Source organism: Demequina litoralis, from assembly GCF_030418455.1.
GTDB classification, from domain to species: domain Bacteria; phylum Actinomycetota; class Actinomycetes; order Actinomycetales; family Demequinaceae; genus Demequina; species Demequina litoralis.
In genome coordinates, this window is record NZ_JAUHPW010000001.1 from 1 (window position 1) to 21,461 (window position 21,461).

Annotated in this window: 20 protein-coding genes and 1 tRNA gene; 15 read left to right on the forward strand and 6 right to left on the reverse strand. The window is 73.2% G+C overall.

From position 1 onward, the window contains the following. The first annotated feature begins 61 nt into the window (after positions 1-61). Both QQX09_RS00005 and QQX09_RS00010 read left to right on the forward strand, forming a co-directional pair. Positions 62-505 carry an NfeD family protein gene (locus QQX09_RS00005; RefSeq protein ID WP_301130659.1) on the forward strand — a complete coding sequence of 148 codons (444 nt, stop codon included), beginning with the start codon at positions 62-64 and terminating at the stop codon, positions 503-505. A 1-nt stretch (position 506) separates the two neighbouring features. Further along, positions 507-1,583: an SPFH domain-containing protein gene (locus QQX09_RS00010; RefSeq protein WP_301130660.1), complete on the forward strand. Its 1,077-nt coding sequence runs from the start codon at positions 507-509 to the stop codon at positions 1,581-1,583. A gap of 85 nt (positions 1,584-1,668) precedes the next feature. Here QQX09_RS00010 and QQX09_RS00015 read toward each other — a convergent pair whose 3' ends face one another. Then, the gene (locus QQX09_RS00015) at positions 1,669-2,697 is read right to left on the reverse strand and encodes a DUF2157 domain-containing protein (RefSeq protein ID WP_301130661.1); all 1,029 of its coding nucleotides are present in this window, start codon (positions 2,695-2,697) and stop codon (positions 1,669-1,671) included. A gap of 97 nt (positions 2,698-2,794) precedes the next feature. On the opposite strand from QQX09_RS00015, the gene QQX09_RS00020 reads away from it, so the two are divergent. The 4 genes from QQX09_RS00020 (at position 2,795) to QQX09_RS00035 (ending at position 9,632) form a co-directional block, all read left to right on the forward strand. After that, the gene (locus tag QQX09_RS00020) at positions 2,795-3,595 is read left to right on the forward strand and encodes a TrmH family RNA methyltransferase (protein WP_301130662.1); all 801 of its coding nucleotides are present in this window, start codon (positions 2,795-2,797) and stop codon (positions 3,593-3,595) included. Between the two features lie 211 nt (positions 3,596-3,806). After that, entirely contained in the window at positions 3,807-4,532 is a 726-nt protein-coding gene (gene imuA', locus QQX09_RS00025) for a DnaE2-dependent mutagenesis accessory factor ImuA' (protein WP_301130663.1), read from the forward strand. Further along, a complete protein-coding gene (locus QQX09_RS00030; RefSeq protein WP_301130664.1) occupies positions 4,529-6,229 on the forward strand; it encodes a Y-family DNA polymerase in 1,701 nt (566 codons plus the stop codon). The genes imuA' and QQX09_RS00030 overlap by 4 nt, the downstream gene beginning before the upstream one ends. Then, positions 6,222-9,632 carry an error-prone DNA polymerase gene (locus tag QQX09_RS00035; RefSeq protein ID WP_301130665.1) on the forward strand — a complete coding sequence of 1,137 codons (3,411 nt, stop codon included), beginning with the start codon at positions 6,222-6,224 and terminating at the stop codon, positions 9,630-9,632. The genes QQX09_RS00030 and QQX09_RS00035 overlap by 8 nt, the downstream gene beginning before the upstream one ends. A 51-nt stretch (positions 9,633-9,683) precedes the next feature. Here the strand turns inward: QQX09_RS00035 and QQX09_RS00040 are convergent, their stop codons facing one another. Beyond that, on the reverse strand, positions 9,684-10,064 hold the full coding sequence (locus QQX09_RS00040) for a hypothetical protein (protein WP_301130666.1): 381 nt from the start codon (positions 10,062-10,064) through the stop codon (positions 9,684-9,686). A 200-nt stretch (positions 10,065-10,264) separates the two neighbouring features. On the opposite strand from QQX09_RS00040, the gene QQX09_RS00045 reads away from it, so the two are divergent. From QQX09_RS00045 to QQX09_RS00065, 5 genes are all read left to right on the forward strand, one after another. Next, positions 10,265-10,411, forward strand: a complete 147-nt coding sequence (locus QQX09_RS00045) for a GPGG-motif small membrane protein (protein ID WP_301130667.1) — start codon at positions 10,265-10,267, stop codon at positions 10,409-10,411. Between the two features lie 114 nt (positions 10,412-10,525). Further along, positions 10,526-10,614, forward strand: a tRNA-Leu gene (locus QQX09_RS00050). 155 nt (positions 10,615-10,769) lie between these two features. Then, positions 10,770-12,170: an ArnT family glycosyltransferase gene (locus QQX09_RS00055; protein ID WP_301130668.1), complete on the forward strand. Its 1,401-nt coding sequence runs from the start codon at positions 10,770-10,772 to the stop codon at positions 12,168-12,170. Positions 12,171-12,201: 31 nt separating this feature from the next. Further along, a complete protein-coding gene (locus tag QQX09_RS00060; protein WP_301130669.1) occupies positions 12,202-13,500 on the forward strand; it encodes a M20/M25/M40 family metallo-hydrolase in 1,299 nt (432 codons plus the stop codon). Positions 13,501-13,596: 96 nt separating this feature from the next. Continuing rightward, positions 13,597-14,859, forward strand: a complete 1,263-nt coding sequence (locus QQX09_RS00065; RefSeq protein WP_301130670.1) for a serine hydrolase domain-containing protein — start codon at positions 13,597-13,599, stop codon at positions 14,857-14,859. A gap of 49 nt (positions 14,860-14,908) precedes the next feature. Here the strand turns inward: QQX09_RS00065 and QQX09_RS00070 are convergent, their stop codons facing one another. Continuing rightward, the gene (locus QQX09_RS00070) at positions 14,909-15,166 is read right to left on the reverse strand and encodes a DUF5703 family protein (protein WP_301130671.1); all 258 of its coding nucleotides are present in this window, start codon (positions 15,164-15,166) and stop codon (positions 14,909-14,911) included. Positions 15,167-15,208: 42 nt separating this feature from the next. Between QQX09_RS00070 and QQX09_RS00075 the strand changes: the two genes are divergently transcribed. Beyond that, the gene (locus tag QQX09_RS00075; protein ID WP_301130672.1) at positions 15,209-15,538 is read left to right on the forward strand and encodes a primosomal protein; all 330 of its coding nucleotides are present in this window, start codon (positions 15,209-15,211) and stop codon (positions 15,536-15,538) included. An 85-nt stretch (positions 15,539-15,623) separates the two neighbouring features. Here QQX09_RS00075 and QQX09_RS00080 read toward each other — a convergent pair whose 3' ends face one another. Further along, positions 15,624-16,586 (reverse strand): aldo/keto reductase, encoded by a 963-nt coding sequence (locus QQX09_RS00080; protein ID WP_301130673.1) that lies wholly within the window; start codon positions 16,584-16,586, stop codon positions 15,624-15,626. 67 nt (positions 16,587-16,653) lie between these two features. Between QQX09_RS00080 and QQX09_RS00085 the strand changes: the two genes are divergently transcribed. Next, a complete protein-coding gene (locus QQX09_RS00085; RefSeq protein ID WP_301130674.1) occupies positions 16,654-17,517 on the forward strand; it encodes an undecaprenyl-diphosphate phosphatase in 864 nt (287 codons plus the stop codon). A gap of 130 nt (positions 17,518-17,647) precedes the next feature. Here QQX09_RS00085 and QQX09_RS00090 read toward each other — a convergent pair whose 3' ends face one another. After that, the gene (locus QQX09_RS00090) at positions 17,648-18,514 is read right to left on the reverse strand and encodes a PAC2 family protein (protein WP_301130675.1); all 867 of its coding nucleotides are present in this window, start codon (positions 18,512-18,514) and stop codon (positions 17,648-17,650) included. A gap of 24 nt (positions 18,515-18,538) precedes the next feature. On the opposite strand from QQX09_RS00090, the gene QQX09_RS00095 reads away from it, so the two are divergent. Then, complete coding sequence (locus tag QQX09_RS00095) at positions 18,539-19,228, forward strand: HAD family hydrolase (protein WP_301130676.1); 690 nt, start codon at positions 18,539-18,541, stop codon at positions 19,226-19,228. A 102-nt stretch (positions 19,229-19,330) separates the two neighbouring features. On the opposite strand, the gene QQX09_RS00100 is transcribed toward QQX09_RS00095, so the two are convergent. Further along, complete coding sequence (locus QQX09_RS00100) at positions 19,331-20,164, reverse strand: RecB family exonuclease (RefSeq protein ID WP_301130677.1); 834 nt, start codon at positions 20,162-20,164, stop codon at positions 19,331-19,333. Between the two features lie 101 nt (positions 20,165-20,265). On the opposite strand from QQX09_RS00100, the gene QQX09_RS00105 reads away from it, so the two are divergent. Next, a complete protein-coding gene (locus QQX09_RS00105) occupies positions 20,266-21,381 on the forward strand; it encodes a M50 family metallopeptidase (RefSeq protein WP_301130678.1) in 1,116 nt (371 codons plus the stop codon). Positions 21,382-21,461: the final 80 nt, after the last annotated feature.

The window sequence follows — 21,461 nt, forward strand, 5'->3', positions numbered from 1 at the left end:
CCCGGGGCGGCGGCCCGCGTCCCGTCGCCCCTGCTAGCGTCCCTGGGTGAAGGAGGATGCTGTGGAACAGTTCCTATGGTGGTTCATCGCGGCGATGGTGCTGGGGGCCGTGGAGATCTTCACGCTCGACCTGCTGTTCGCGATGCTCGCGGGCGGTGCGCTCGTGGGAGGCGTCGCAGCGCTGCTGGGGGCGCCCTGGTGGTTGAGCATGATCATCGCGCTCGCGGTCGCATCGGCGCTCATCGGCCTGCTGCGGCCGTTCCTGCTGCGCTCGCTGCGCGCGAAGGGCGAGGGCGCGGCGGAGACCAACACCGCGGCGCTGGTCGGCCGTGAGGCACGCACGCTGGACGAGGTGACCGAGACCCGTGGCCGGGTCAAGCTCAACGGGGAGGTGTGGTCCGCGCGCACCGAGGACGATGCGCCGGCCATCCCCGAGGGGACCGAGGTCCACGTGCTGAGGATCGATGGGGCGACCGCCGTGGTCGCGCCCGAGAAGGAGAGCTGAGATGGACAACGTCGGAACGATCATCGTGTGGGTCGCCATCGCGGTCCTTGCGATCTTCGTCATCACCGCGATCGCGCGGGCGATCATCGTGGTGCAGCAGACGCAGGCGTACCTGGTGGAGCGGCTGGGCCGCTATCACAACACCATGGACGCGGGCCTGCACCTGCTGGTGCCGTTCATCGACAAGGTGCGCGCCAAGGTGGACCTGCGCGAGATGGTCTACTCGTTCCCGCCGCAGTCGGTCATCACGTCCGACAACCTGGTCGTCGACATCGACACCGTCATCTACTTCCAGGTGACCAACCCCAAGGCGGCCGTCTACGAGATCGCCAACTACATCACGGGTGTCGAGCAGCTCACGACCACGACGCTCCGAAACATCGTCGGCACCATGGACCTCGAGCAGACGCTCACCAGCCGCGACCAGATCAACGGCCAGCTGCGCGGCGTCCTCGACGAGGCGACCGGCAAGTGGGGCATCCGCGTCAACCGCGTCGAGCTCAAGTCGATCGAGCCGCCGCTGTCCATCAAGGACTCGATGGAGAAGCAGATGCGCGCCGAGCGCGACCGCCGCGCCGCGATCCTCACCGCGGAGGGCGTCAAGCAGTCGGCCATCCTCACGGCCGAGGGCGAGAAGCAGTCCGCGATCCTCCGTGCGGAGGGCAACGCCCAGTCCCGCATCCTCGAGGCCGAGGGCGAGGCGCGCGCGATCCTCCAGGTCTTCGACGCGATCCACGAGGGCGACGCCGACTCGAAGCTGCTGTCGTACCAGTACCTGCAGATGCTGCCGGAGATCGCCAAGGGCACCAACAACCAGATGTGGTTCGTGCCCACCGAGTTCACGGGCGCGCTCAACGCGATCGCCGCCGGCTTCGGCGGGACCGAGGAGCCCGAGCCGCTCGAGCGCGACCCCGAGCGCGCCAAGCGTGCCGGCTCGCGGATCACCTCGGCGCTCGCGGACCCGCGCGCCGCGCTCGAGGAGGCCCGCCGTCAGGCCGAGGGCTTCTCCGCCGAGGCGGAGCAGGCCGGCTCGGGCTCCGGCAAGCCGTTCGACCCGGACGCCGAGAAGGGCCAGTAGGGACGATGCGACGGGCCCCGGGGGAGCGATCCCTCGGGGCCCTCGCCGTCCCCGGGGTGCGTGACGGGCCGCCCCGGGGACGCGCTCATCCGCCGGGCAGCTGCCGGCGCTCGCGCACCATCCACACCGCCGCCACGACGAGCGCGACGCCGGTGAGCAGCACGCCCACCCAGGTCGCGACCGCGTCGCCGACCAGGTGGTCGATGAGCTGCGGCGTGGACACGAGGAGCCCGATCCCGCCGGGCACGATGAGCAGGGCGAGCCGCGACACCGCGATCGCGACGGCGATCATCGCGACCGCCACCGCCACGGCCGTGACGAGCATGGGCGTGCGCGTCGCGTCGTACGCCGTCGTCTGCAGGGCGAGCACCGTCAGCATGCCGCCCGCGACGAGCGCCGGCGCGACGGGGCGCAGCCACCCGACCGCCCCCGCCACGACCCACACGAGGCCGACGGCCGCGAGCGTCGCCCCGATCGCGGTGCCCATGTCGAGGTCGTCCTCGACCGCCATCGACACGAGCGAGGACGCGAGCCCCGCCAGCGCCGCGAGCGTCGCCAGCTGGGCGAGCCCCCGCCGGCGCACCGCGTAGATCGCGGCCGCGACCACGAGGGTCGGCGCCGACACCGCGACCCCCATCGGCTCGTCCGTCACGCCCGCCGCGTCCGCGACCACCCACGCGAGCCATGCGGTCAGGCCCACGGTGGCGAGGAGGAGCACCGACGCGAGGCGCTGCGCCGGGTCCGTCCGGACGCGCGCGGCGAGCGTCCCGCCCACCGCGACCACGGCGAGCAGGCCGGCGACGATCGCGATGCGGCCGCCGGTGGGGACGTCGGCCCACGTGCGGCCCAGCAGGAACGAGACGGCGGAGATCACGAGCGCCGCCCCGAGGTAGCCGACCACCTCGCCCACGAGCGCGAGCGCGCGCGGCTGCGATGGCGGTGGGGGTGGTGCGGCGGCCTCGGGGGCGTGGGCGACGGCGTCGGGTGCGGTCGGAGGTGGCGCGATGTCCTGGTGCTCGTGCTCGTGCTCGTACCGGCGCAGGTCGTCCCCCGTGGCGGGGGAGATGAGCCCCGCCTCGACCCACCGGTCGATACGTGCCTCGAGCCCGTTCATGGCCGCTTCCCTCCAGCGACACCGACGTCGTCGTCGACACCTTCAGGCTACGCCCGCGCGGGGCGCGCGACCACCGGTCCCTGGGATGATGGCACCCATGCCCGTCATCCCGATCGACGACCCCTCCGACCCGCGCCTGGCCGACTACCGCGGTCTCACCGACGTCGCGCTCCGCCGCGTGCTCGAGCCCGAGCGCGGCCTCTACATGGCCGAGGGTGCCAAGGTGATCGCGCGCGCGATCCGCGCCGCGCATCGTCCCCGCTCGGTGCTGGTGAGCGAGCGCTGGCTGGACTCGGTCGCGCCGCTGGTCGACGAGGACACGCCCGTCTACCTCGCGCCGGCCGCGCTGCTCGAGGACGTCACGGGCTACCAGGTGCATCGCGGTGCCCTCGCGTCGATGGAGCGTCCCGCGCTGCCCGCGCTCGCGGACCTCGCGCGCGAGGCTCGGCGCATCGTGGTGCTCGAGGGCATCGTCGACCACACCAACGTGGGCGCGATCTTCCGCTCCGCCGCCGGCATCGGGGCGGACGCGGTGGTGGTCTCGCCCACGTGCGCGGACCCGCTCTACCGTCGCTCCGTCAAGGTCTCGATGGGCACGGTCTTCCAGGTGCCGTGGACGCGCGCCGAGTCCTGGCCGGACGCGCTCGACGAGCTGCGCGCCCTGGGCTTCACCGTCGCCGGGCTCGCGCTCACGGACGATGCGGTGGCGCTCGACGACTTCGCCGCCCGGGCGGGCGAGCGGGTCGCGGTGGTGATGGGCACCGAGGGCGATGGGCTCACCCGTCAGGCGCTCGCGCACGTCGACGAGGCCGTGGTCATCCCCATGCACGGCGGGGTGGACTCGCTCAACGTGGCCGCCGCCTCCGCGGTCGCGATGTGGGAGCTCCGCGCGCGCTGACCCTCCCGCCGTTCGCCCCTCCACGCGCCTGAGTCACCCCTCCACCGGGCCGTCGGCGTGTCGTCGGCGTGTCGCTCGGAGACCGCCGGTCCAGCGACGGCGACGGAGCCTCCCGCGTGGAGGGATACCCATCGCGACCCGCCTTGCCGACTGTCGGAGGGCGGGGCCATAATCGAACATACGTTCGAACACATGTTCGAACGGGTGGACGATGCGGGAGGCGGGTGACGCGATGGAGACGGCCGAGGCGAGGATCGCCCGGGCGCGCGAGGCGCTCGCGGGGGTCCAGCGGCGCGTGGGCACCACGCGCGACCGCTGGGAGGCGCCCACGCTGCCGCTGACGCCGCTGCTCGACCAGGTGCTGCCGCAGGGGCTGCGGCGCGGCCAGGTGATCGCGGTGGCCGGCTCGACGTCGCTCATGCTCGCGCTCGCGGCCGCCGCCTCGGAGGCGGGCTCGTGGACCGCGGCCGTGGGGATGCCCGCGCTCGGCGCGGTCGCGGCGGCGCGGCGCGGCCTCGACCTCGCGCGCCTCGCGCTCGTGCCCCATCCCGGCGCGCAGGCGGCCGCGACGGCCGGCGCATGCGTCGACGGGATGGACGTGGTGCTGCTGGGGCCGCGCCTCGCGCTGTCCGAGGCGGACCGGCGCCGGCTCGCCTCCCGCGCCCGGGAGCGCGGCACGGTCATCGTCGCCGAGGGGTCGTGGACGGGCGCCCACACCACGCTCACCGCGGTGGGCTCGCGCTGGCACGGGCTCGGCGCGGGCGACGGCCGGCTGCGGGGCCGGGAGCTCACGGTGCGGATCGAGGAGCGCCGCGGCGGCACCGCGCGGCTCGTGACCCTGCCCATCGAGGGGGCGGCCCTCGGCGGCGCCGCCCCGCCGCGTCGGGGCGCGCCCGCCCGGTCGGCGTCCCTGCGCGCGCTCGGGGGTGCGGCATGAGCGTCGTCACCGTGGTGCGCCGCGCCGTGCTGTGGGTGCCCGACTGGCCCGTGGTCGCCGCGATGACGGAGGCGGGGCTCGGGGCGGACGTGCCCGCGGCGGTCCTCCACGGGCGCGGGCTGGTCGCGGTGTCGGCCGCCGCGCGTGCCGCGGGGGTGAGGCGCGGCAGCACCCGCCGGCTCGCGCAGCGGGCCTGCCCCGAGCTCGCGATCCTGCCCCACGACGAGGGCCGCGACTCGCGCCTGTTCGAGGCCGTCGCGGCCGCCGCCGAGCAGGCCGTCTCCGGCGTCGAGATCTCCCGCCCGGGGCTCATGATCATCCCGGCGGACGGCGCGGCCCGCTTCCACGGCTCGGAGGAGGCGCTCGCGGAGGCGCTCGTCACGGCGGTCGCGGAGCACGCCGGGATCGAGTGCGCGGTCGGCGCCGCGGACGGCCTGCTCGCCGCCGTGCTCGCGGCCCGCGCCTCGGAGCTGGTCCCCACCGGCTCCTCGCGGGAGTACCTCGCGCCCGCGCCCGTCGACTCCCTTGCGCTCGCGGCGATGGAGCGCGCGCAGCGCCAGGAGGCCGAGCGGCTCGCGAGCGTCCTCACGCGCCTCGGCATCGTCACGCTGGGAGACCTCGCGGCGCTGCCGTTCGCGGACGTGCTCGCGCGCTTCGGACCCGTGGGGGTGTGGGCGCATCGGCTCGCCTCGGGGGAGGACCTCGCCCCGCCGGTGCTGCGTCGCACCGAGGAGGACATCGCCGTCGAGCACGTGTTCGAGGACCCGGCCGAGCGCATCGAGCAGCTCGTCCACGTCGCCAAGGAGGCGGCCGCGGCGCTCGACCGGGCCCTGCTCGACGCCGGCGTGCGCTGCGGGCGCGTCCGCATCACCGCCCGCACGGAGAAGGGGCAGGACCTCGAGCGCGTGTGGCGCACGGACGTCGGCACCCGCGCCGGGGCGTTCGCGCGGCACATGACGGACCGCGTGCGCTGGCAGCTCGAGGGCTGGCTGTCGGGCACGGCGGGCGGGGCGTCCGGGGACAAGGGCCCGGAGCCCTCGCCGCTCGTGTCGCTCGGCCTGGTCGCCGAGGACGTGGTCCCGCTCGGCTCCGAGCAGGCCTACCTGTGGGGCGGGGTGTCGGGCGCGGACTCGCGCGCGCATCGTGCCCTCGAGCGCGTCCAGGGGCTGCTCGGCCTCGAGGGCGTGCTCGCGGTCGCCGAGCAGGGCGGACGCTCTCCCCGCGACAGGGCGCACCTCGCGCCCTGGGGCCAGGAGGCGCCTCCCGCCCGTGCGATCGCGCACCCGTGGCCGGGGCGCATCCCCGACCCGCCGCCGGCAACCGTGCCGCCGGTCGCGCGGCCGGCGCTCGTGCTCGACGCGGGTGGCGCCCCCGTCACCGTGAGCCGACGCCTCGCGGTGAGCGCCCCGCCCACGTGGGTGCGCCTCGAGGCGGACCCGGCGGACGAGCGTGCGCAGGCCGCCAACCGCCATCCCTCGTCGGGCCACGTCGGACGGGTCGAGGGGCCGGTGTGGGACCGCGCGCGCCCGGTCGAGTCGTGGGCCGGCCCCTGGCCGGTGTCCGAGCGCTGGTGGTCCGAGGACGCGTCCCGTCGCGCCTACCTCCAGGTCGCGCTGCGCGACGGCGAGGACACGGTCACCGCGGTGCTGCTCGCGTACGGCGGCGGGGAGTGGGAGCTGGAGGCCGTCTATGACTGACGTCCCCGAGTACGCCGAGCTCCACGCCCACAGCGCCTTCAGCTTCCTCGACGGCGCGAGCCAGCCGGAGGAGATGGCGGCCGAGGCGGGGCGCCTCGGCCTCGGCGCGCTCGCGCTCACCGACCACGACGGCCTCTACGGTGCGGTGCGCTTCGCCGGCGCGGCCCGGGAGATCGGGCTGCCCACGGTCTTCGGCGCGGAGCTCAGCCTCGCCGCGGACGGTCCGGGCGGGCGCCCCGTGCTCGACCCGCCCACCGGCGTGCCCGACCCGCGCGCCTCGCACCTCGTCGTGCTCGCGCGGGGCGCGGGCGGCTACTCGCGGCTCAGCCACGCGATCGGCATGGCGCACCTCGCGACCGGGGAGAAGGGGCTCGCCCGCTACACGCTCGAGACGCTCGCAGACGCGGGCGGCGGGGACCTCCTCGTGCTCACCGGCTGCCGCAAGGGGCCGGTGCGCGCGGCCCTCACGGGGCTCGGCGGGCCAGGGCTGGGTGGCACGGCCCGCCGGGCGGGGCACGATGCGCTGGCCGGCGGCGTCTCCCGCGAGGGGCACGCGGCGGCGCGAGCCGAGCTCGACCGGCTCGTCGCGCTGTTCGGCCGCGAGGGCGTCGCGGTGGAGATCACGGACACGGGCTCGCCCTTCGACTCCGAGGTCAACGCGGCCCTGGCGGACCTGGCCTTCGATACGGGCCTGCCCCTCGTCGCCACCACCAACGCCCACTACGCGACGCCGCGCGACGCGGACCTCGCGGGCGCGCTCGCCGCGGTGCGCGCCCGGTCCTCGCTCGACGACATGGACGGCTGGCTGCCCGGCTCGCCAGGTCAGCACCTGCGCAGCGCGGGGGAGATGCTCTTCCGTCACCGCCGCCACCCGCAGGCGGTCGCGACCGCGGCCCGCCTGGCCGCCGAGTGCGCCTTCGACCTCGATCTCGTCGCCCCGAACCTGCCGCCGTACCCCGTGCCGCCCGGCCACACCGAGGCGACCTGGCTGCGCGAGCTCGCCTACCGCGGCGCGCGCGAGCGCTACGGGCCGCCGGACGCCGAGCGGGTGAAGGGGGCCTGGCAGCAGATCGAGCACGAGCTCGCCGTCATCGAGGCGCTCGACTTCCCGGGCTACTTCCTCATCGTCCACGACATCGTGGCGTTCTGCCGCCGCGCGGACATCCTGTGCCAGGGGCGCGGGTCGGCGGCCAACAGCGCGGTGTGCTTCGCGCTCGGCGTGACCGCGGTGGACGCCGTCACCCATGGGCTGCTGTTCGAACGCTTCCTCGCGCCCGAGCGCGACGGCCCGCCGGACATCGACGTCGACATCGAGTCCGACCGCCGCGAGGAGGTCATCCAGTACGTCTTCTCGCGCTTCGGCCGCATCAACGCCGCCATGGTCGCCAACGTCATCCAGTACCGGCCGCGCTCCGCGGTCAGGGACGCGGCCCGCGCGCTCGGCTTCGACGTGGGCCAGCAGGACGCGTGGTCCAAGTCGATCGACCGGTGGAGCACGCTGCGGATGTCCCCGCAGCAGGAGGAGGAGTGGGCGGCGAAGCAGCGCGACGCGATGTGGCCGGAACCGCCGCCCGCGCAGGAGCTCGACCACATCCCCGACAACGTCCTCGAGCTCGCGGACCGCTTCCTGCGGCTGCCGCGCCACCTCGGGATCCATCCCGGCGGCATGGTGCTGTGCGACCGGCCCGTCATCGACGTGTGCCCGGTCGAGTGGGCGCGCATGCCCGGCCGCACCGTGCTCCAGTGGGACAAGGACGACTGCGCCGATGCGGGGCTCGTGAAGTTCGACCTGCTCGGCCTGGGCATGCTGTCGGCCCTCAAGTACGCGTTCCGGTACATGCAGGAGACCCGCGGCGAGGACCTGGGCCTGCACTCGCTGCCGCAGGAGGACCCCGCGGTCTACGACCTGCTGTGCGCCGCGGACACCGTGGGCGTGTTCCAGGTCGAGTCGCGCGCGCAGATGGCGACCCTGCCGAGGCTCAGGCCCAGACGCTTCTACGACATCGTCATCGAGGTCGCGCTCATCCGGCCCGGCCCCATCCAGGGCGGCTCGGTGCATCCGTACATCAACCGGGCGCGCGGCCGCGAGGAGGTCACCTACCTCCACCCGCTGCTCGAGAGGTCGCTGGGCAAGACCCTCGGGGTGCCGCTGTTCCAGGAGCAGCTCATGCAGATGGCGATGGACGCCGCGGGTTTCGACGGCGCCCTCGCGGACCAGCTGCGTCGCGCCATGGGCTCCAAGCGCAGCCCCGAGCGGATGGAGGCGCTGCGGGCCCGCTTCATGGTGGGCGCGAACGAGCGCGGCATCACCGCGGAGGTCGCCCACCAGATCTTCGACAAGCTCAAGGCCTTCGCGGACTTCGGCTTCCCCGAGTCGCACTCGTTCTCGTTTGCGTACCTCGTCTACGCGTCGAGCTGGCTCAAGGTGCACCGGCCCGCCGCGTTCTACGCGGGCCTGCTCGCCGCCCAGCCCATGGGCTTCTACTCGCCGCAGTCGCTCGCGGCGGACGCGCGCCGTCACGGCCAGGCGATCCTGCGCCCGTGCGTGATGCGCTCCGAGGTCCTCGCGCGGGTCGAGGAGCTCGCCGTGCCGTTCGAGGCGCCGGGGGAGCGGCGCGAGGAGATGGCGCGCCTCGTGCGCGTCGACCCGACGCTCGCGGTCCGCATGGGCCTCGGCGCCGTGCGCGGGCTGGGGGACGATGCTGCGGCCGCCATCGTCGCGGCCCGCGCCGAGCGTCCGTTCGCGGACCTGCACGACATGGCCCGCCGTGTCCGCATCCGTCCGAAGGGGGTGTCGGGGCAGTCGGGCCTGGCGCCCGAGAAGGGGCTGTCGACGGCGCAGTGGGAGGCTCTCGCGACCGCGGGCGCGCTCGAGAGCCTCGGCGTGACGCGGCGCGAGGGGCTGTGGGCCTCCGGGGTGCTGTCGCGCGAGGGGCCCGACACGCTGCCCGGCACGGTGCCGGGCGCGCAGGCGCCCATGCTGCCGGGCATGAGCGTGGTCGAGGAGGCGGTCGCCGACGTGTGGGCCTCCGGGGTATCGGTCGAGGGATACCCCACGGCCTTCGTCCGGGACGGCCTCGACAGGGCGGGGGTGCTGCGCGTCGCCGAGGTGCTCGCGCACGAGGCGGAGAGGCGCGTCACGGTCGCGGGCGTCGTCACGCACCGCCAGCGGCCCGGGACGGCGCGCGGAGTCACGTTCATCTCGCTCGAGGACGAGACGGGCTTCCTCAACGTCATCTGCTCGGTGGGGGTGTGGAAGAGGTTCCAGGCGGTGGCACGTCGCTCGCCGGCGCTCATCATCCGCGGCCGCATCGAGCGGGCCGACGGCGCGACCAACCTGGTCGCCGAGCATCTGTCGCCGATGTCGCTCAAGGTGCCGTCGCGGTCGCGCGACTTCCGCTGAGGTGCGACCCTCAGCACCGCGGCGCCGGGCGACGTTGACCGGCGCGCGGCGTCAGGTGGCCGTGGCGGGGGCCGGAGCTGCCGTGGCGAGGTGCCGCACCGTCGCGAACAGCCACTTCACGGCGACCACGGACGCGAGAAGGATCACCGGCGCGGTCGCACCCGTGACGAGCGTCCACACGAGCGCCGCCGTCGCCACGATGCTCAGGAGCCCGCCCACGCGGTGGTACCAGCGCTTGGCCTGCGGGTCGGACTCGAACGAGTCCGCCGACCCTCCGGCGCACGCCGCGACGCCCAGCACGTAGACGATGCCGGCGGTCGTGCGCGCCGAGTCGACGAGCGGCCAGTCGAGGCCCGCGGCGTGGGCCCAGGCGACGGTCACGGCGCCGCCCGCCAGCACGGTCCCGACGATGTCCCTGCCCGATGCGATCACGGCCGACCCCCTTGGTGGATGCGTGCTCCGGGAACCATCTCCCACGCTACGCAGCAGGGTCCTCGTCGCGAGGGTCCAAGGTCCCTGCGGACCGGGGTGCGGTGGCCGTCGCCCGGAGGCACGGGAATACCTGGGGCATCGCGAACGGTTGTCACAGGCGCAACCCGGGAAAGCGCACACCACCGAAGGAAGGAACAACCATGTGGGACTTCATCCTCTGGATCGCCGCGGTGATCCTCGTCGCGTTCGGCGTGATCCGCATCTTCCAGAAGCAGATCCTCTGGGGCGTCGTGCTCATCGTCATCGGGCTGCTCGTGGGACCTGGAGGCGTGAGCCTGCTCACGTGACGCGTCATCACTATGTTTTGCGGTGGACCGAGCCTCAGGTGGATTTTGGCGCCCCGAGACCGTGCTAGAGTTCTTCTCGCGCTGAGGCGCTCGGAAGAGCTCCTCGGACCACCTGTCCGGGTGGCGGAATTGGCAGACGCGCTAGCTTGAGGTGCTAGTGCCCGTATTAGGGCGTGGGGGTTCAAGTCCCCCCTCGGACACCACAGGAAGGCCCCGACCGCAAGGTCGGGGCCTTCTGCGTTCTCCCTGCCAGACGCGGCGGGCGCCGCGCGCGTTCCGGACGATTCCGCCGATACGATGCGAACAGCGCGCCGGGTGCCGGCGCCCTCGCAACGACGGAACCGGGCAAGGAGAGCAGGTGGCAGCCACGACATCGCGGAGAGCGCCTCTGCCCTCCGAGTGGCTGGGCCTCGCGGAGGGCTGGGCCGCGACGTTCCGCGACTCGCGCCGCTCGCGCCTGGGGGTGCTCGCGCTCTACCTCGCGGTGGCCGCCGCGATCGTGGTCCCGGTGGTGCTGGGCCCCGGCACCGCGATGTCGCGCATCGACGAGCCCACCCACGCCGACTACGCGTGGCGCGCCGCCCACCTCGAGATCCCGTACGCCGGGTCGATCATCGCGCCCGAGATCCGCGAGGCCTGGGCATGCGTGGGGCAGGAGCGGTACGAGCTGCCCGACTGCGGGGCCGAGGCCGAGGCATGGGAGTTCCCCTACGAGGGTCAGCAGTACAACTTCTCGCACCCGCCGCTCTACTACCTCGCGGTCGGCCTGCCCGCGCGCGCCGTCGACGCGCTCGTCCCCGCGATCGACTTCCTCACGGCCGCGCGGCTGCTTGGGGTCCTGTGGCTCGGGCTCGGGATGTTCGTCATGTTCGTCGCGCTGCGCCGGTGGCGGATCGACCCGGCCGCGGCGATCGTCGCGCCGCTGCTCCTGCCCGCCTTCCCGCGCGTCCTGCACGCGGTCACCACGGTCAACCCGGACGCGGCGACGGTGCTCATCGGCGCCTCGGCGGTGTGGATCGCGGCACGCATCTTCGTCGACGACGACGTCGACTGGCGCCTCCCGGCCCTGCTCGCGGGCATCGCCGGCATGACGAAGACGATCGCGGCGATCCCGTTCATCGCGCTGGGCGCGCTGCTGGTCTTCCGCATGCTGCGCGACTGGCGCCGCTCGCGGCCGCGCGGCCGCGACGCCGCGATCGTCGGCGGCATGGCCGGCGCGATCCTCGTGCCGTACGTGTGCTGGCAGGCGTGGCAGGGCACGCGCGGCGACCCCAACTGGCAGAACCCCCTGGTGGGCCTCAACACCCGCGACGTGCTCGGCCTGCCCGGTTCGGAGTGGCTCGAGACCGCGTTCAGCGGGCTCAACCTCGCGTCCGACTACTACCTGCAGGAACCGCTCAACGTCGCCCTGATGATCTCGTGGACGCGGCTGCTCAACTTCCTCGTCATCGGCGCGATCTTCGCGGTCATCGTCGCGTGCGCCAAGGAGCCCGCACGGCGCTCACTCGGGTGGATGGTGATGGCCGGCACGATCCTCTACCCGACGGTCGTGCAGATCCAGGCGTACCTCAACACCGCGGTCCCGCAGTACTTCCCGAACGTCACCGGCCGCTACGGTCTCGCGCTCATCCCGGGCGCCGTCGCGTGCATGGTGATCGCCGCATGGAAGGCCGGCTTCCGGCGCCTCGTGTACGTCCTCGCCGTCGTGGGGCTCGTCGTCCTCGGGATCGTCATCGTCAACGGCTGGCGAGTCATGTGAGCACGCGGTCGGCGGCCGCTAGCCTGGCCGCATGACCGAGTCCGACGTGGTCCGCCTCGCGCGCGACCTCATGCGCATCGACACCTCGAACTACGGCGACGCCGACGGACCCGGCGAGCGCGCCGCCGCCGAGTACGTCGCATCGTTCCTCTCCGACCTGGGCCTCGAGCCGGTGATCCGCGAGTCCGAGCCGGGCCGCGCATCGGTCACCGCGCTGTGGGAGGGCGCCGACCGGACGCGCCCGCCGCTCGTCCTGCACGGCCACCTCGACGTGGTGCCCGCGTTCCCCGAGGACTGGACCGTCGACCCGTTCGGGGCCGAGGTCAAGGACGGCATGATCTGGGGGCGCGGCGCGGTCGACATGAAGGGCGTCGACGCGATGTACCTGGCGGCGATCGGGCGCATGATCCGCGACGGCGTGAAGCCTGCGCGCGACATCGTCGTGGCGTTCTTCGCCGACGAGGAGCACGGCGGCCACCGCGGCGCCAAGTGGATGGTCGAGCACCACCCCGAGGACTTCCGTGGCGCCACCGAGGCCGTGTCCGAGGTCGGGGGCTTCTCGATCCAGGTCGCCGGCAAGCGCGTGTACCTCTTCCAGACGGGGGAGAAGGGCATGCAGTGGCTGCGGCTGGCGGCCTCGGGTGTCCAGGGCCACGGGTCGCTCGTCCACCACGACAACGCGGTCGCGCACCTCGGCGGCGCGATGGCGCGCATCGGCGCCTACGAATGGCCGATGGAGATCTCGCCGACCTCGGAGCACCTGCTGCGGGGCACGGCGGACCTGCTCGGGGTCGAGTACGCCGACGACCCGGCCACGATCGACACGCTGGTCGCCGGGCTCGGGGCGGTGGGCCGCATGGTTGAGGCGTCGCTGCGCAACACGTCCAACCCGACCATGATGGACGCCGGCTACAAGGTCAACGTCATCCCGGACACCGCGGGCGGGTTCGTCGACTCGCGCTTCCTCCACGGCCAGCAGGAGCAGGTGCTGCGCAAGATCGAGGAGCTCGCCGGCACGCACGTCAAGGTCGAGCAGTACATCACCGAGGCGTCCATCGAGCTGCCGTTCGACGTGCCGCTGGTCCACAAGGCCATCGAGGCGGTGACGTTCGACGACCCGGAGGCGATCGTGCTGCCGTACACGATGATGGGCGGCACCGACAACAAGCACCTCGCGACGATCGGTATCGCGGGCTACGGCTTCGCGCCGCTCAAGCTGCCTCCCGAGCTGGACTTCCCGGGGCTGTTTCACGGCATCGACGAGCGCGTCCCGATCGAGTCGCTGGAGTTCGGCACCGAGGTGATGGTGCGCTTCCTCGCCGACTGCTGACGCCGCCGCATCGTCCCGCCGCGTGTCGCGCGCCTCCACGGGCGTGCCTAGGGTGGACGGGGAGGGAGCGCGAGCGATCCGGCGAGGTGGTTCCCGATGCGCGCCAGGCTCCGACGGGGGGCGTCAGCCGGCCGTGCCGTGCTCGCGGGGGCCGGCGCCGCCGTGATCCTCGCCTGCGCCGCGTGCGCGACGGGCGGGCCCTCGGCCGAGGAGCTCGCCGCGGTGGACTACGCGCCGCAGGCGTTCGAGGGCTTCGCCGCGTCGACCCCCGAGGAGCGGGGTCTCGACCCCGACGCGGTCGCCGCCCTGTACTGGCGCGCCGGCACCCTCGAGAGCATCCACAGCCTCACGGTGATCAAGGACGGCTACGTGGTCGCGCAGGCCTACTTCAACGGCACGGATGCGGACCTGTCGCAGAACGTGCAGTCCGTGACGAAGAGCTACACGGGTGCGCTCGTGGGCATCGCGATAAAGGAGGGGTGCATCGCCGGCCTCGACGAGCCGATGATGACGTACTTCCCCGAGCTGGCCGGCCGCGTCACGGATCCGCGCAAGGAGAGCATCACCATCGAGCAGCTGCTGCAGATGCGCGCCGGCTACCCGTGGCTCGAGGCGTCCGCGGAGGGGGTCGAGCTGCTGTTCCACGGCTTCTCCCCGTCGAACGTGGTGGACGTGCCGCTCGCCCGCGATCCGGGCACGGGCTGGGACTACTCGAACCTCTCGTCCCACCTCCTGGCGATCGCGGTCGCCCGGGCCTGCGGCTCCGAGGACCTGCTCGACTTCGCGCAGGAGCACCTGTTCGACCCGCTCGCGACCACGCCGAGCGAGTGGACCCAGGACTGGGACGGCTACCGGCTCGGGTACACCGAGCTGTTCGTGACCGCCCAGGAGATGGCCCGCTTCGGCCAGATGTACCTGGACGGCGGCCGGGTGAACGGCGAGCAGGTGGTCCCCGAGTCCTGGATCGAGCAGTCCTGGACGCCGTACACGGAGGGCGCCTGGTACTACAAGGTCGGCGACAACTTCGACCGCACCGCCTACGGCTACCAGTGGTGGATCATCGACGCCGGGCCGCACACGTACCGGCTCGCGTGGGGCCATGGCGGGCAGCAGATCGCGGTGCTGCCCGAGCTCGGGCTCGTGGTCGTGGTGACCGCGGACCCGCTGCGAGGCCAGCTGGGCGACGAGCCGTGGCGGCTCGAGAAGGCCAACCTCAACCTGGTTGCGGACTTCATCGCCGCGCTGCCCGAGACCGACGGGTCCGAGCGGCGCCCGCGCGGGCGTCTCGCGGTGCCCGGCTGTGGCGTCCCGACCCGCGCGGGCGTCTCGCCCGACGCAGTGGTACCAATCGGGACGTAACCCGGTGCGGTCGTAGCGATTGGTACCAATCGCTACGACGAGGACGCGCTCACGCGGCGTCGTCCGTGCGGCGCACGTTCATGACCCGCCGACGCAGCCACACGCGCCGCGCCCCGCCGATGAAGGTCTGGGAGCGGATGAGGTCCCACCGGCCGTACTCGGCCTGCTCGGTGAGGAGCGAGCGCGCCTCCGACCGTGTGATCTCCACAGGGATGTCCACCACCCGCCAGTCGAAGCGCGAATCCGCCGGGGCGGCCGTGCGTCGAGGGGTGATGATGTGGGCGGTCCTGCGTGCGTCGTGGTTCATCTCGCCTCCCATTCAACCTGTTCCGCGGGTAACGTCATAGCCATGGATTCGAAGGCGCACGAGGCGCTGAGGCTGCTGATCGCGGCGTACGAGGAGCACCTCGCCGCCGTGCTGGCCCGTCGGGGCGACTCGGACGTGGCGGTGGACGATGCGTACGACGCGCTCGCCGACGCCTTCGACCGGTACGAGGCCGTGCTCGACGTCGAGTACGGCGAGACGCTCCCGATGCTCCTCGACGACGTCGAGATCGAGGAGCCCGACGCCGACGACGAGGACGACGCCGACGAGGAGGACGACGACGGCCTCGACCCGCACGCCGAGGAGGACGAGGACGTCCTCGACGACGACCTCGACGACTTCCAGCTGCGCTGAGCGCTGCCGGGCGCCTCGCCGCATCGTCCGGCTCGCGCGTCGCGCGCGCACGTTCCCCGATCCGCGAGGCCCGTGCGCGCCGTGGTCATCGGCGCTCCGGGTATCCGAGCTCGATGGCGGAGACCTCGTCGAGCGCGTCGACGATGGCGGGCGGCAGCGTGAGCGTGGCGGCGTCCAGCGAGGGCAGCAGCTGCTCCGCGGTCCTCGCGCCCACCACGGCGGTCGCGACGAACGGTCGCGCGAGCACCCATGCGAGCGCGGTCTCCTGCGGCGTGACGCCCAGGCCCTCGGAGGCGATCGCGAGGGCCTCGACGATGCTGCCCGCGCGGTCGTCGAGGTAGGGCTCGACGAAGCCCGCGAGGTGCTCGGAGGCGGCGCGCGAGTCCGCGGGGATCGACGTGCGGTACTTGCCGGTGAGGACGCCACGGCCCAGCGGGGACCAGGCCATCACGCCCAGACCCAGGGACGATGCGGCGGGGACCACCTCGCGCTCGATCCCGCGCTGGAGCAGCGAGTACTCCACCTGGGTCGCGGCGAGGGTGGGACGGCGGTCGGCGAGCGTCGCGATGCGGGCGGTCGCCCAGCCCGGGTAGTTCGAGACGCCCACGTAGCGCGCGCGACCGCTGTTGACCGCGATCTCGAGCGCGTGCAGCGTCTCGTCGAGCGGCGTGCCCGCGTCGTGCTGGTGCACGAGCCACACGTCCACGTGGTCCGTCCCGAGCCGGCGCAGCGAGGCGTCGAGCGTGTCGAGCATCGTGTCGCGCGAGGCGTCGACCACGCCGCCGTGCTGCGTGCGTCGGATGCCGGCCTTGGTGCAGATCTGCACGTCGGTGCGGGACACGGAACCGCCGAGCATGCGGCCGATGAGCTCCTCCGAGCCGCCGTCCGCGTAGGAGGCCGCGGTGTCGAGGAGCGTGCCGCCGGAATCGAGGAACGCGTCGAGCTGTCCGCCCGCCTCCTCGGCGTCGGTGTCGCGGCTCCACGTCATCGTGCCGAGCGCCAGACGCGACACCTCGAGTCCCGTGGTGCCGATCCGTGCGCGCTGCATGGGGGTGACGCTACCGAAGGTCGTGAGCGTCACCGGCGCGCAACACGCGGGCACTAAGGTTGCCGCCATGGGTTGGTGGGAAGCGGTCATCCTCGGGCTGGTGCAGGGACTCACGGAGTTCCTGCCGATCTCCTCGAGCGCGCACATCCGTGTCATCGGGGCGCTGCTCCCGCACGGCGAGGACCCGGGCGCAGCGTTCACCGCGATCATCCAGATCGGCACCGAGGCGGCGGTGATCCTCTACTTCTGGAAGGACATCGTCCGCATCATCGCGGCGTGGTTCCGCGCGCTGCTCGACCGCGAGGCCGGGGGTTGGAAGGCCCGCACGCTTGGTGCGGCGGACCCCGACGCCCGCATGGGTTGGTGGGTGATCCTCGGCTCGTTCCCCATCGTGATCCTCGGCGTGCTGCTCAAGGACACGATCGAGACGACGCTGCGCAACCTCTACATCACGGCCTTCGTGCTCGCTGGCTTCGCGATCGTGCTGTGGATCGCGGACCGCATCGGCGAGAAGCGCCGCAACCTCGACGACATCACCGTCAAGGACGCGATCCTGCTGGGCTTCGCGCAGGCGATGGCGCTCATCCCCGGCGTCTCCCGCTCGGGCGGCACCATCACGATGGGCCTGTTCCTCGGCATGACGCGCGAGGCGGCGGCGCGGATCTCGTTCCTGCTGGCCATCCCCGCGGTGCTCGGCTCGGGCTTCTTCGAGCTCTTCACCGAGTGGGACACGCTGGGGGAGGCCGGCTCGCCGAGCTTCCTCAACACCGCGATCGCGACCGTGGTCTCGTTCGGGGTCGGCTACGCGGTGATCGTGTGGTTCCTGCGGCTCATCTCGCACCACAGCTACACGCCGTTCGTGCTCTACCGGATCGGTGCCTCGGGCGCGATCATCGGCCTGCTGGCCGCAGGAGCGATCAGCGCCACCTGACGATTGCCAATGACACGTGGGACTCATGTGACAGGTGGGAATCGCGGGGTCGTGCCAGGTGCGACGTCACGTGGCGTCGCACCACACGCACCACACCTGTCACTGGTGTCATGGGGAGTCGGTGGGAGGGCTATGCCTTGCCGTTACCGAGGTCGCGGCGCCGCAGGAACTTCTCGAACTCCGCGGCGATCGCGTCGCCCGACGCCTCCGGGAGCGCCGTCTCGTCCATGACGGACTCGAGCTGCTCGACGTGGGCCGAGATCTCCTCGTCCTCCTCCGCGAGCTCGTCGGCGCCGTGCTGCCACGCCTCGACCTCCTCGGGCAGGTCGCCCAGGTCGATCGGCTCGCCCAGGAAGCGCTCGAGCTGCGACAGGATCGACACGGTCGCCTTGGGGCTCGGCGGGTGCGCGATGTAGTGCGGCACCCCCACCCACACGGAGATGACCGTGATGCCGCGCAGCGCGGCCTCGTGCCCGAGCACGCCGAGCACGCCGGTGGGGCCCTCGTAGTCGGAGCGCTCGAGGTCGAAGGCCTCGCGGGCGCGCGCGTCCTCGCTCGTGACGAACGTGGGGAGCGGGCGCGTGTGCGGGGCGTCGACGAGCAGCGCGCCGCACGTGATGAGCGTCTTGACGTCGAGGTCCTCGGCGCAGTCGAGGATCTCCCGGCAGAAGCGGCGCCACCGCATCGACGGCTCGATGCCGCGCACCAGCGCGATGTCGCGGTCGCCCACCCACGGGCCGTTCGCGGTCGACACCACCGTGCCGGGCCAGGAGACGACCCGCTCGCCACCCGCGAGCGTCTGGATGCTCGGGCGGCTCACCTGGAAGTCGTGGTAGTCCTCGGGATCGAGAGCCGCGTACTCGCGTGCGCTCCACATCCGCGCGAGGTGGTCGAGCGCGGAGGACGCCGCGGATCCCGCGTCGTTCCATCCCTCGAAGGCCGCGATCATCACGGACTGGTCGGCGGCCAGGGCTGCGGGGTCGCTCTCGGCTGTCATTGCGCCAGCCTAGACTCACGCCATATGAATGAGAAGGCGACGCTCCCGGCCGCCGTGCTGTGGGACATGGACGGCACGCTCATCGACTCGGAGCCCTACTGGATCGCGGCCGAGACCGAGCTCGCGAGGAAGTTCGGCGTGGGCTGGACCCACGAGGACGGGCTCCAGCTCGTCGGCAACCCGCTGTCGGTGTCCGCGCAGATCATGATCGACCGCGGCGTCGCGCTCGACCCCGACGAGATCATCACCTACCTCCTCGGCCGCGTCACGGCGCAGGTGCGCCAGCGCACGCCGTGGATGGACGATGCGCGGGGCCTGCTGGACGAGGTGGTGTCCGCTGGCATCCCGTGCGCCCTCGTGACGATGTCCTACACGATGCTCGCCGAGGCCTTCGTATCGCGCGCGCCCGACGCCTTCGCGGTCGTGGTCACGGGGGACCAGGTCACGCACGGCAAGCCTCATCCCGAGCCGTACCTCACGGCCGCGGAGAGGCTCGGCGTCGACATCGCCGACTGCGTCGCGATCGAGGACTCGCCCGCGGGCGTGGGCTCCGCCTACGCGTCCGGCGCGGCGACCATCGGCGTGCGCCGGCTCGTGCCGATCGAGCCGCGGCCCGGGCTGAGCCGGGTGAGGTCGCTCGCCGGGCTCGGCGTCGAGGGGCTGGGGCGGATCCTCGGGGGAGAGGTCGTCGACCAGCTCGGCGAGGACACGTAGCGTCCCTCAGCTCCCCGTAGCAGTCGCAGACTTCCGAGAACCGTCCGTGAGGTCCCCGCAGCACGCCGTGGGTGGGGTGGTGGGGCGGGTAGGGCGGGCGGCTCAGGCGGTGAGGGGGCGCACGCCCAGGGCACGCTCGACCGCGTCGGGGTCGAGGGGCAGCTCCGCGCCGCCGAACTCCGGGCAGCGGTCCTGGAAGCTGCACCAGCCGCACAGCGGCGTCCTACGGGTGCGGAAGCGGCCCGCCTCGGCGGCAGCGGTGATCTCGTTCCAGATCTCGCGGATCTCGTGCTCGATCTGCGCGATGTCGTCGCCGGTGGGGCGGATCTCGAGCCGCCCGCCGTCCTTGAGGAAGAGCAGCTGGAGCAGCGCGGGACGGCGCTGGCGGAGCCGCTCGATCACCAGGGCGTAGAAGCGCATCTGGAAGCGCTCCTTCTTGGCGCCGTAGCGCGGGTCCGGCGTCTTGCCCGTCTTGTAGTCCACGATCCGGATCGAGCCGTCCGGCGCGATGTCCACGCGGTCGACGATGCCGCGCAGCAGCGGCCCGTCCTCGAGCTGCAGCTCGACGAACTCCTCGCGCGCGGCGGGCTCGAGCCGCTGCGGGTTCTCCAGGTCGAAGTAGGTGGCGAGGCGCGTCCGGCCGTCGGCGAGCCACGCGGACTCGGAGGCCTCGTCCGCGTGCAGCTCCGCGAGCGCGGGGTCCTTCGCGAGCATCGCCCGCCACTGGGGCTCGAGCCGCGCCTGCGCCGTCTCGACCGTGCGCTCGCGTGCGGGCAGGTCGTAGAGCTTCTCCAGCACCGCGTGCACGAGCGTGCCGAGCGTCGCGGCGGCCGACGGCGGCTCCGGCAGCCGGTCCACGGTCCGGTAGCGGAACAGCAGCGGGCACTGCTGGAAGTCCCCGGCGCGGGACGGCGAGAGGGCGGGAGGTCGAGCCATGCGACCCACCCTAGGGGCACGCTCCGACAACGGACCCGACGACGCCGACGCCGGCCACGCGCGCGCCGGGACGGTCCCCGCCGCCCACTACCGTGGTCCCCATGAGCCAGCCCCCGCCCCGCGCCCGCAAGCCCCGCGGCATCACGCTCGGACGCGTGCTCGGCGCGCGCGTCGTCCTCATGCCGTCGACGATCGTGATGGCGCTCATCCTCGCGGCGTTCTACGGCACGGGAGAGGACGGCTTCAGCCGCCAGGGCTTCTCGATCGGGCTCGCGGTCGCGATCCTGCTGTTCGTCTCCGTCTTCCTCCACGAGCTCGCGCACACCGCGGCCGCGCGGGCCTTCGGTCGCGAGGTGCAGGAGATCGTGCTCACCTTCTTCGGCGGTCACACGCAGTTCCGCAGCTCGGATCCGCGCCCGCTCGAGATCGGCGTCATCGCCGCGGCCGGCCCCGTGACCAACGCTGTCGTCGGCGCCGGCGCGATGGCGGCCGCGGGCGCCTTCGACGGCATGACCGGCCGCATCATGTCCTACGCGGGCCTGCTCAACCTCATCCTCGCGGCGTTCAACGCCCTGCCAGGCTCGCCGCTCGACGGCGGCCGCGTCGTCAACGCGATCGTGTGGGGCGTCTCGGGCGACCGCTGGAAGGGCCACCGCTGGGCCGCCAACGGCGGGCGCATCGTCGCCGTCGCCGTGATCGTGCTCGCGGTGGGCGTGCCTCTGCTCACCGGCAGCGGCGTCGACATCGTCGCGGCCATCTGGGCGATGTTCCTCTTCTCCGTCATCTGGCCCGCCGCCTCCGCCGAGCTGCGCGCCGCCACGGTGCTCGGCCGCCGCGAGAAGGTCACCGCGCTGTCGCTCGCGGCCCCGGCGGTCGGGGTGCCCTTCGACGCGACCGTCGCACAGGCGCGCGAGGTGGCCGCCCGGTCCGGCGCGCGCGAGGTCGTCGTGCTCACCGCGGACGGTCAGGCCGCCGGCCACTTCCCGGTGGCGCTCACCGAGGCGGTGCCCGAGGAGGCGCGCGCGACCACCACCCTCATGTCGGTGACGATGCCGGTGGTGCGGGGCGCGTCGATCCCCGCCTCCGCGACGGGCGAGGGCCTGGTCGAGGCCGTGGTGCCGTGGTTCGGTCGCACCGACGTCCTCGTGGTGACCGACGACGACGGCCTGCCCGTCGGCGTCGCGAAGCTGGAGGAGATCCGCGAGGCTCTCAGCTGAGGAGGACGATGTGCGGCGGACCGGGCGCGAAGGGTCCGGACGGGCCGTCGGCGGCCCCCGACCCGCGCCCTAGACTGGCC

Bases quoted from the DNA above. Each gene is read 5' to 3' on its own strand.
- imuA' (WP_301130663.1), top strand. From the start codon at position 3,807: ATGCGGGAGGCGGGTGACGCGATGGAGACGGCCGAGGCGAGGATCGCC.
- QQX09_RS00080 (WP_301130673.1), bottom strand. From the start codon at position 16,586: ATGCAGCGCGCACGGATCGGCACCACGGGACTCGAGGTGTCGCGTCTG.
- QQX09_RS00090 (WP_301130675.1), bottom strand. From the start codon at position 18,514: ATGACAGCCGAGAGCGACCCCGCAGCCCTGGCCGCCGACCAGTCCGTG.
- QQX09_RS00030 (WP_301130664.1), top strand. From the start codon at position 4,529: ATGAGCGTCGTCACCGTGGTGCGCCGCGCCGTGCTGTGGGTGCCCGAC.
- QQX09_RS00010 (WP_301130660.1), top strand. From the start codon at position 507: ATGGACAACGTCGGAACGATCATCGTGTGGGTCGCCATCGCGGTCCTT.
- QQX09_RS00070 (WP_301130671.1), bottom strand. From the start codon at position 15,166: ATGAACCACGACGCACGCAGGACCGCCCACATCATCACCCCTCGACGC.
- QQX09_RS00020 (WP_301130662.1), top strand. From the start codon at position 2,795: ATGCCCGTCATCCCGATCGACGACCCCTCCGACCCGCGCCTGGCCGAC.
- QQX09_RS00105 (WP_301130678.1), top strand. From the start codon at position 20,266: ATGAGCCAGCCCCCGCCCCGCGCCCGCAAGCCCCGCGGCATCACGCTC.
- QQX09_RS00085 (WP_301130674.1), top strand. From the start codon at position 16,654: ATGGGTTGGTGGGAAGCGGTCATCCTCGGGCTGGTGCAGGGACTCACG.
- QQX09_RS00065 (WP_301130670.1), top strand. From the start codon at position 13,597: ATGCGCGCCAGGCTCCGACGGGGGGCGTCAGCCGGCCGTGCCGTGCTC.
- QQX09_RS00045 (WP_301130667.1), top strand. From the start codon at position 10,265: ATGTGGGACTTCATCCTCTGGATCGCCGCGGTGATCCTCGTCGCGTTC.
- QQX09_RS00035 (WP_301130665.1), top strand. From the start codon at position 6,222: ATGACTGACGTCCCCGAGTACGCCGAGCTCCACGCCCACAGCGCCTTC.
- QQX09_RS00060 (WP_301130669.1), top strand. From the start codon at position 12,202: ATGACCGAGTCCGACGTGGTCCGCCTCGCGCGCGACCTCATGCGCATC.
- QQX09_RS00015 (WP_301130661.1), bottom strand. From the start codon at position 2,697: ATGAACGGGCTCGAGGCACGTATCGACCGGTGGGTCGAGGCGGGGCTC.
- QQX09_RS00095 (WP_301130676.1), top strand. From the start codon at position 18,539: ATGAATGAGAAGGCGACGCTCCCGGCCGCCGTGCTGTGGGACATGGAC.
- QQX09_RS00075 (WP_301130672.1), top strand. From the start codon at position 15,209: ATGGATTCGAAGGCGCACGAGGCGCTGAGGCTGCTGATCGCGGCGTAC.
- QQX09_RS00100 (WP_301130677.1), bottom strand. From the start codon at position 20,164: ATGGCTCGACCTCCCGCCCTCTCGCCGTCCCGCGCCGGGGACTTCCAG.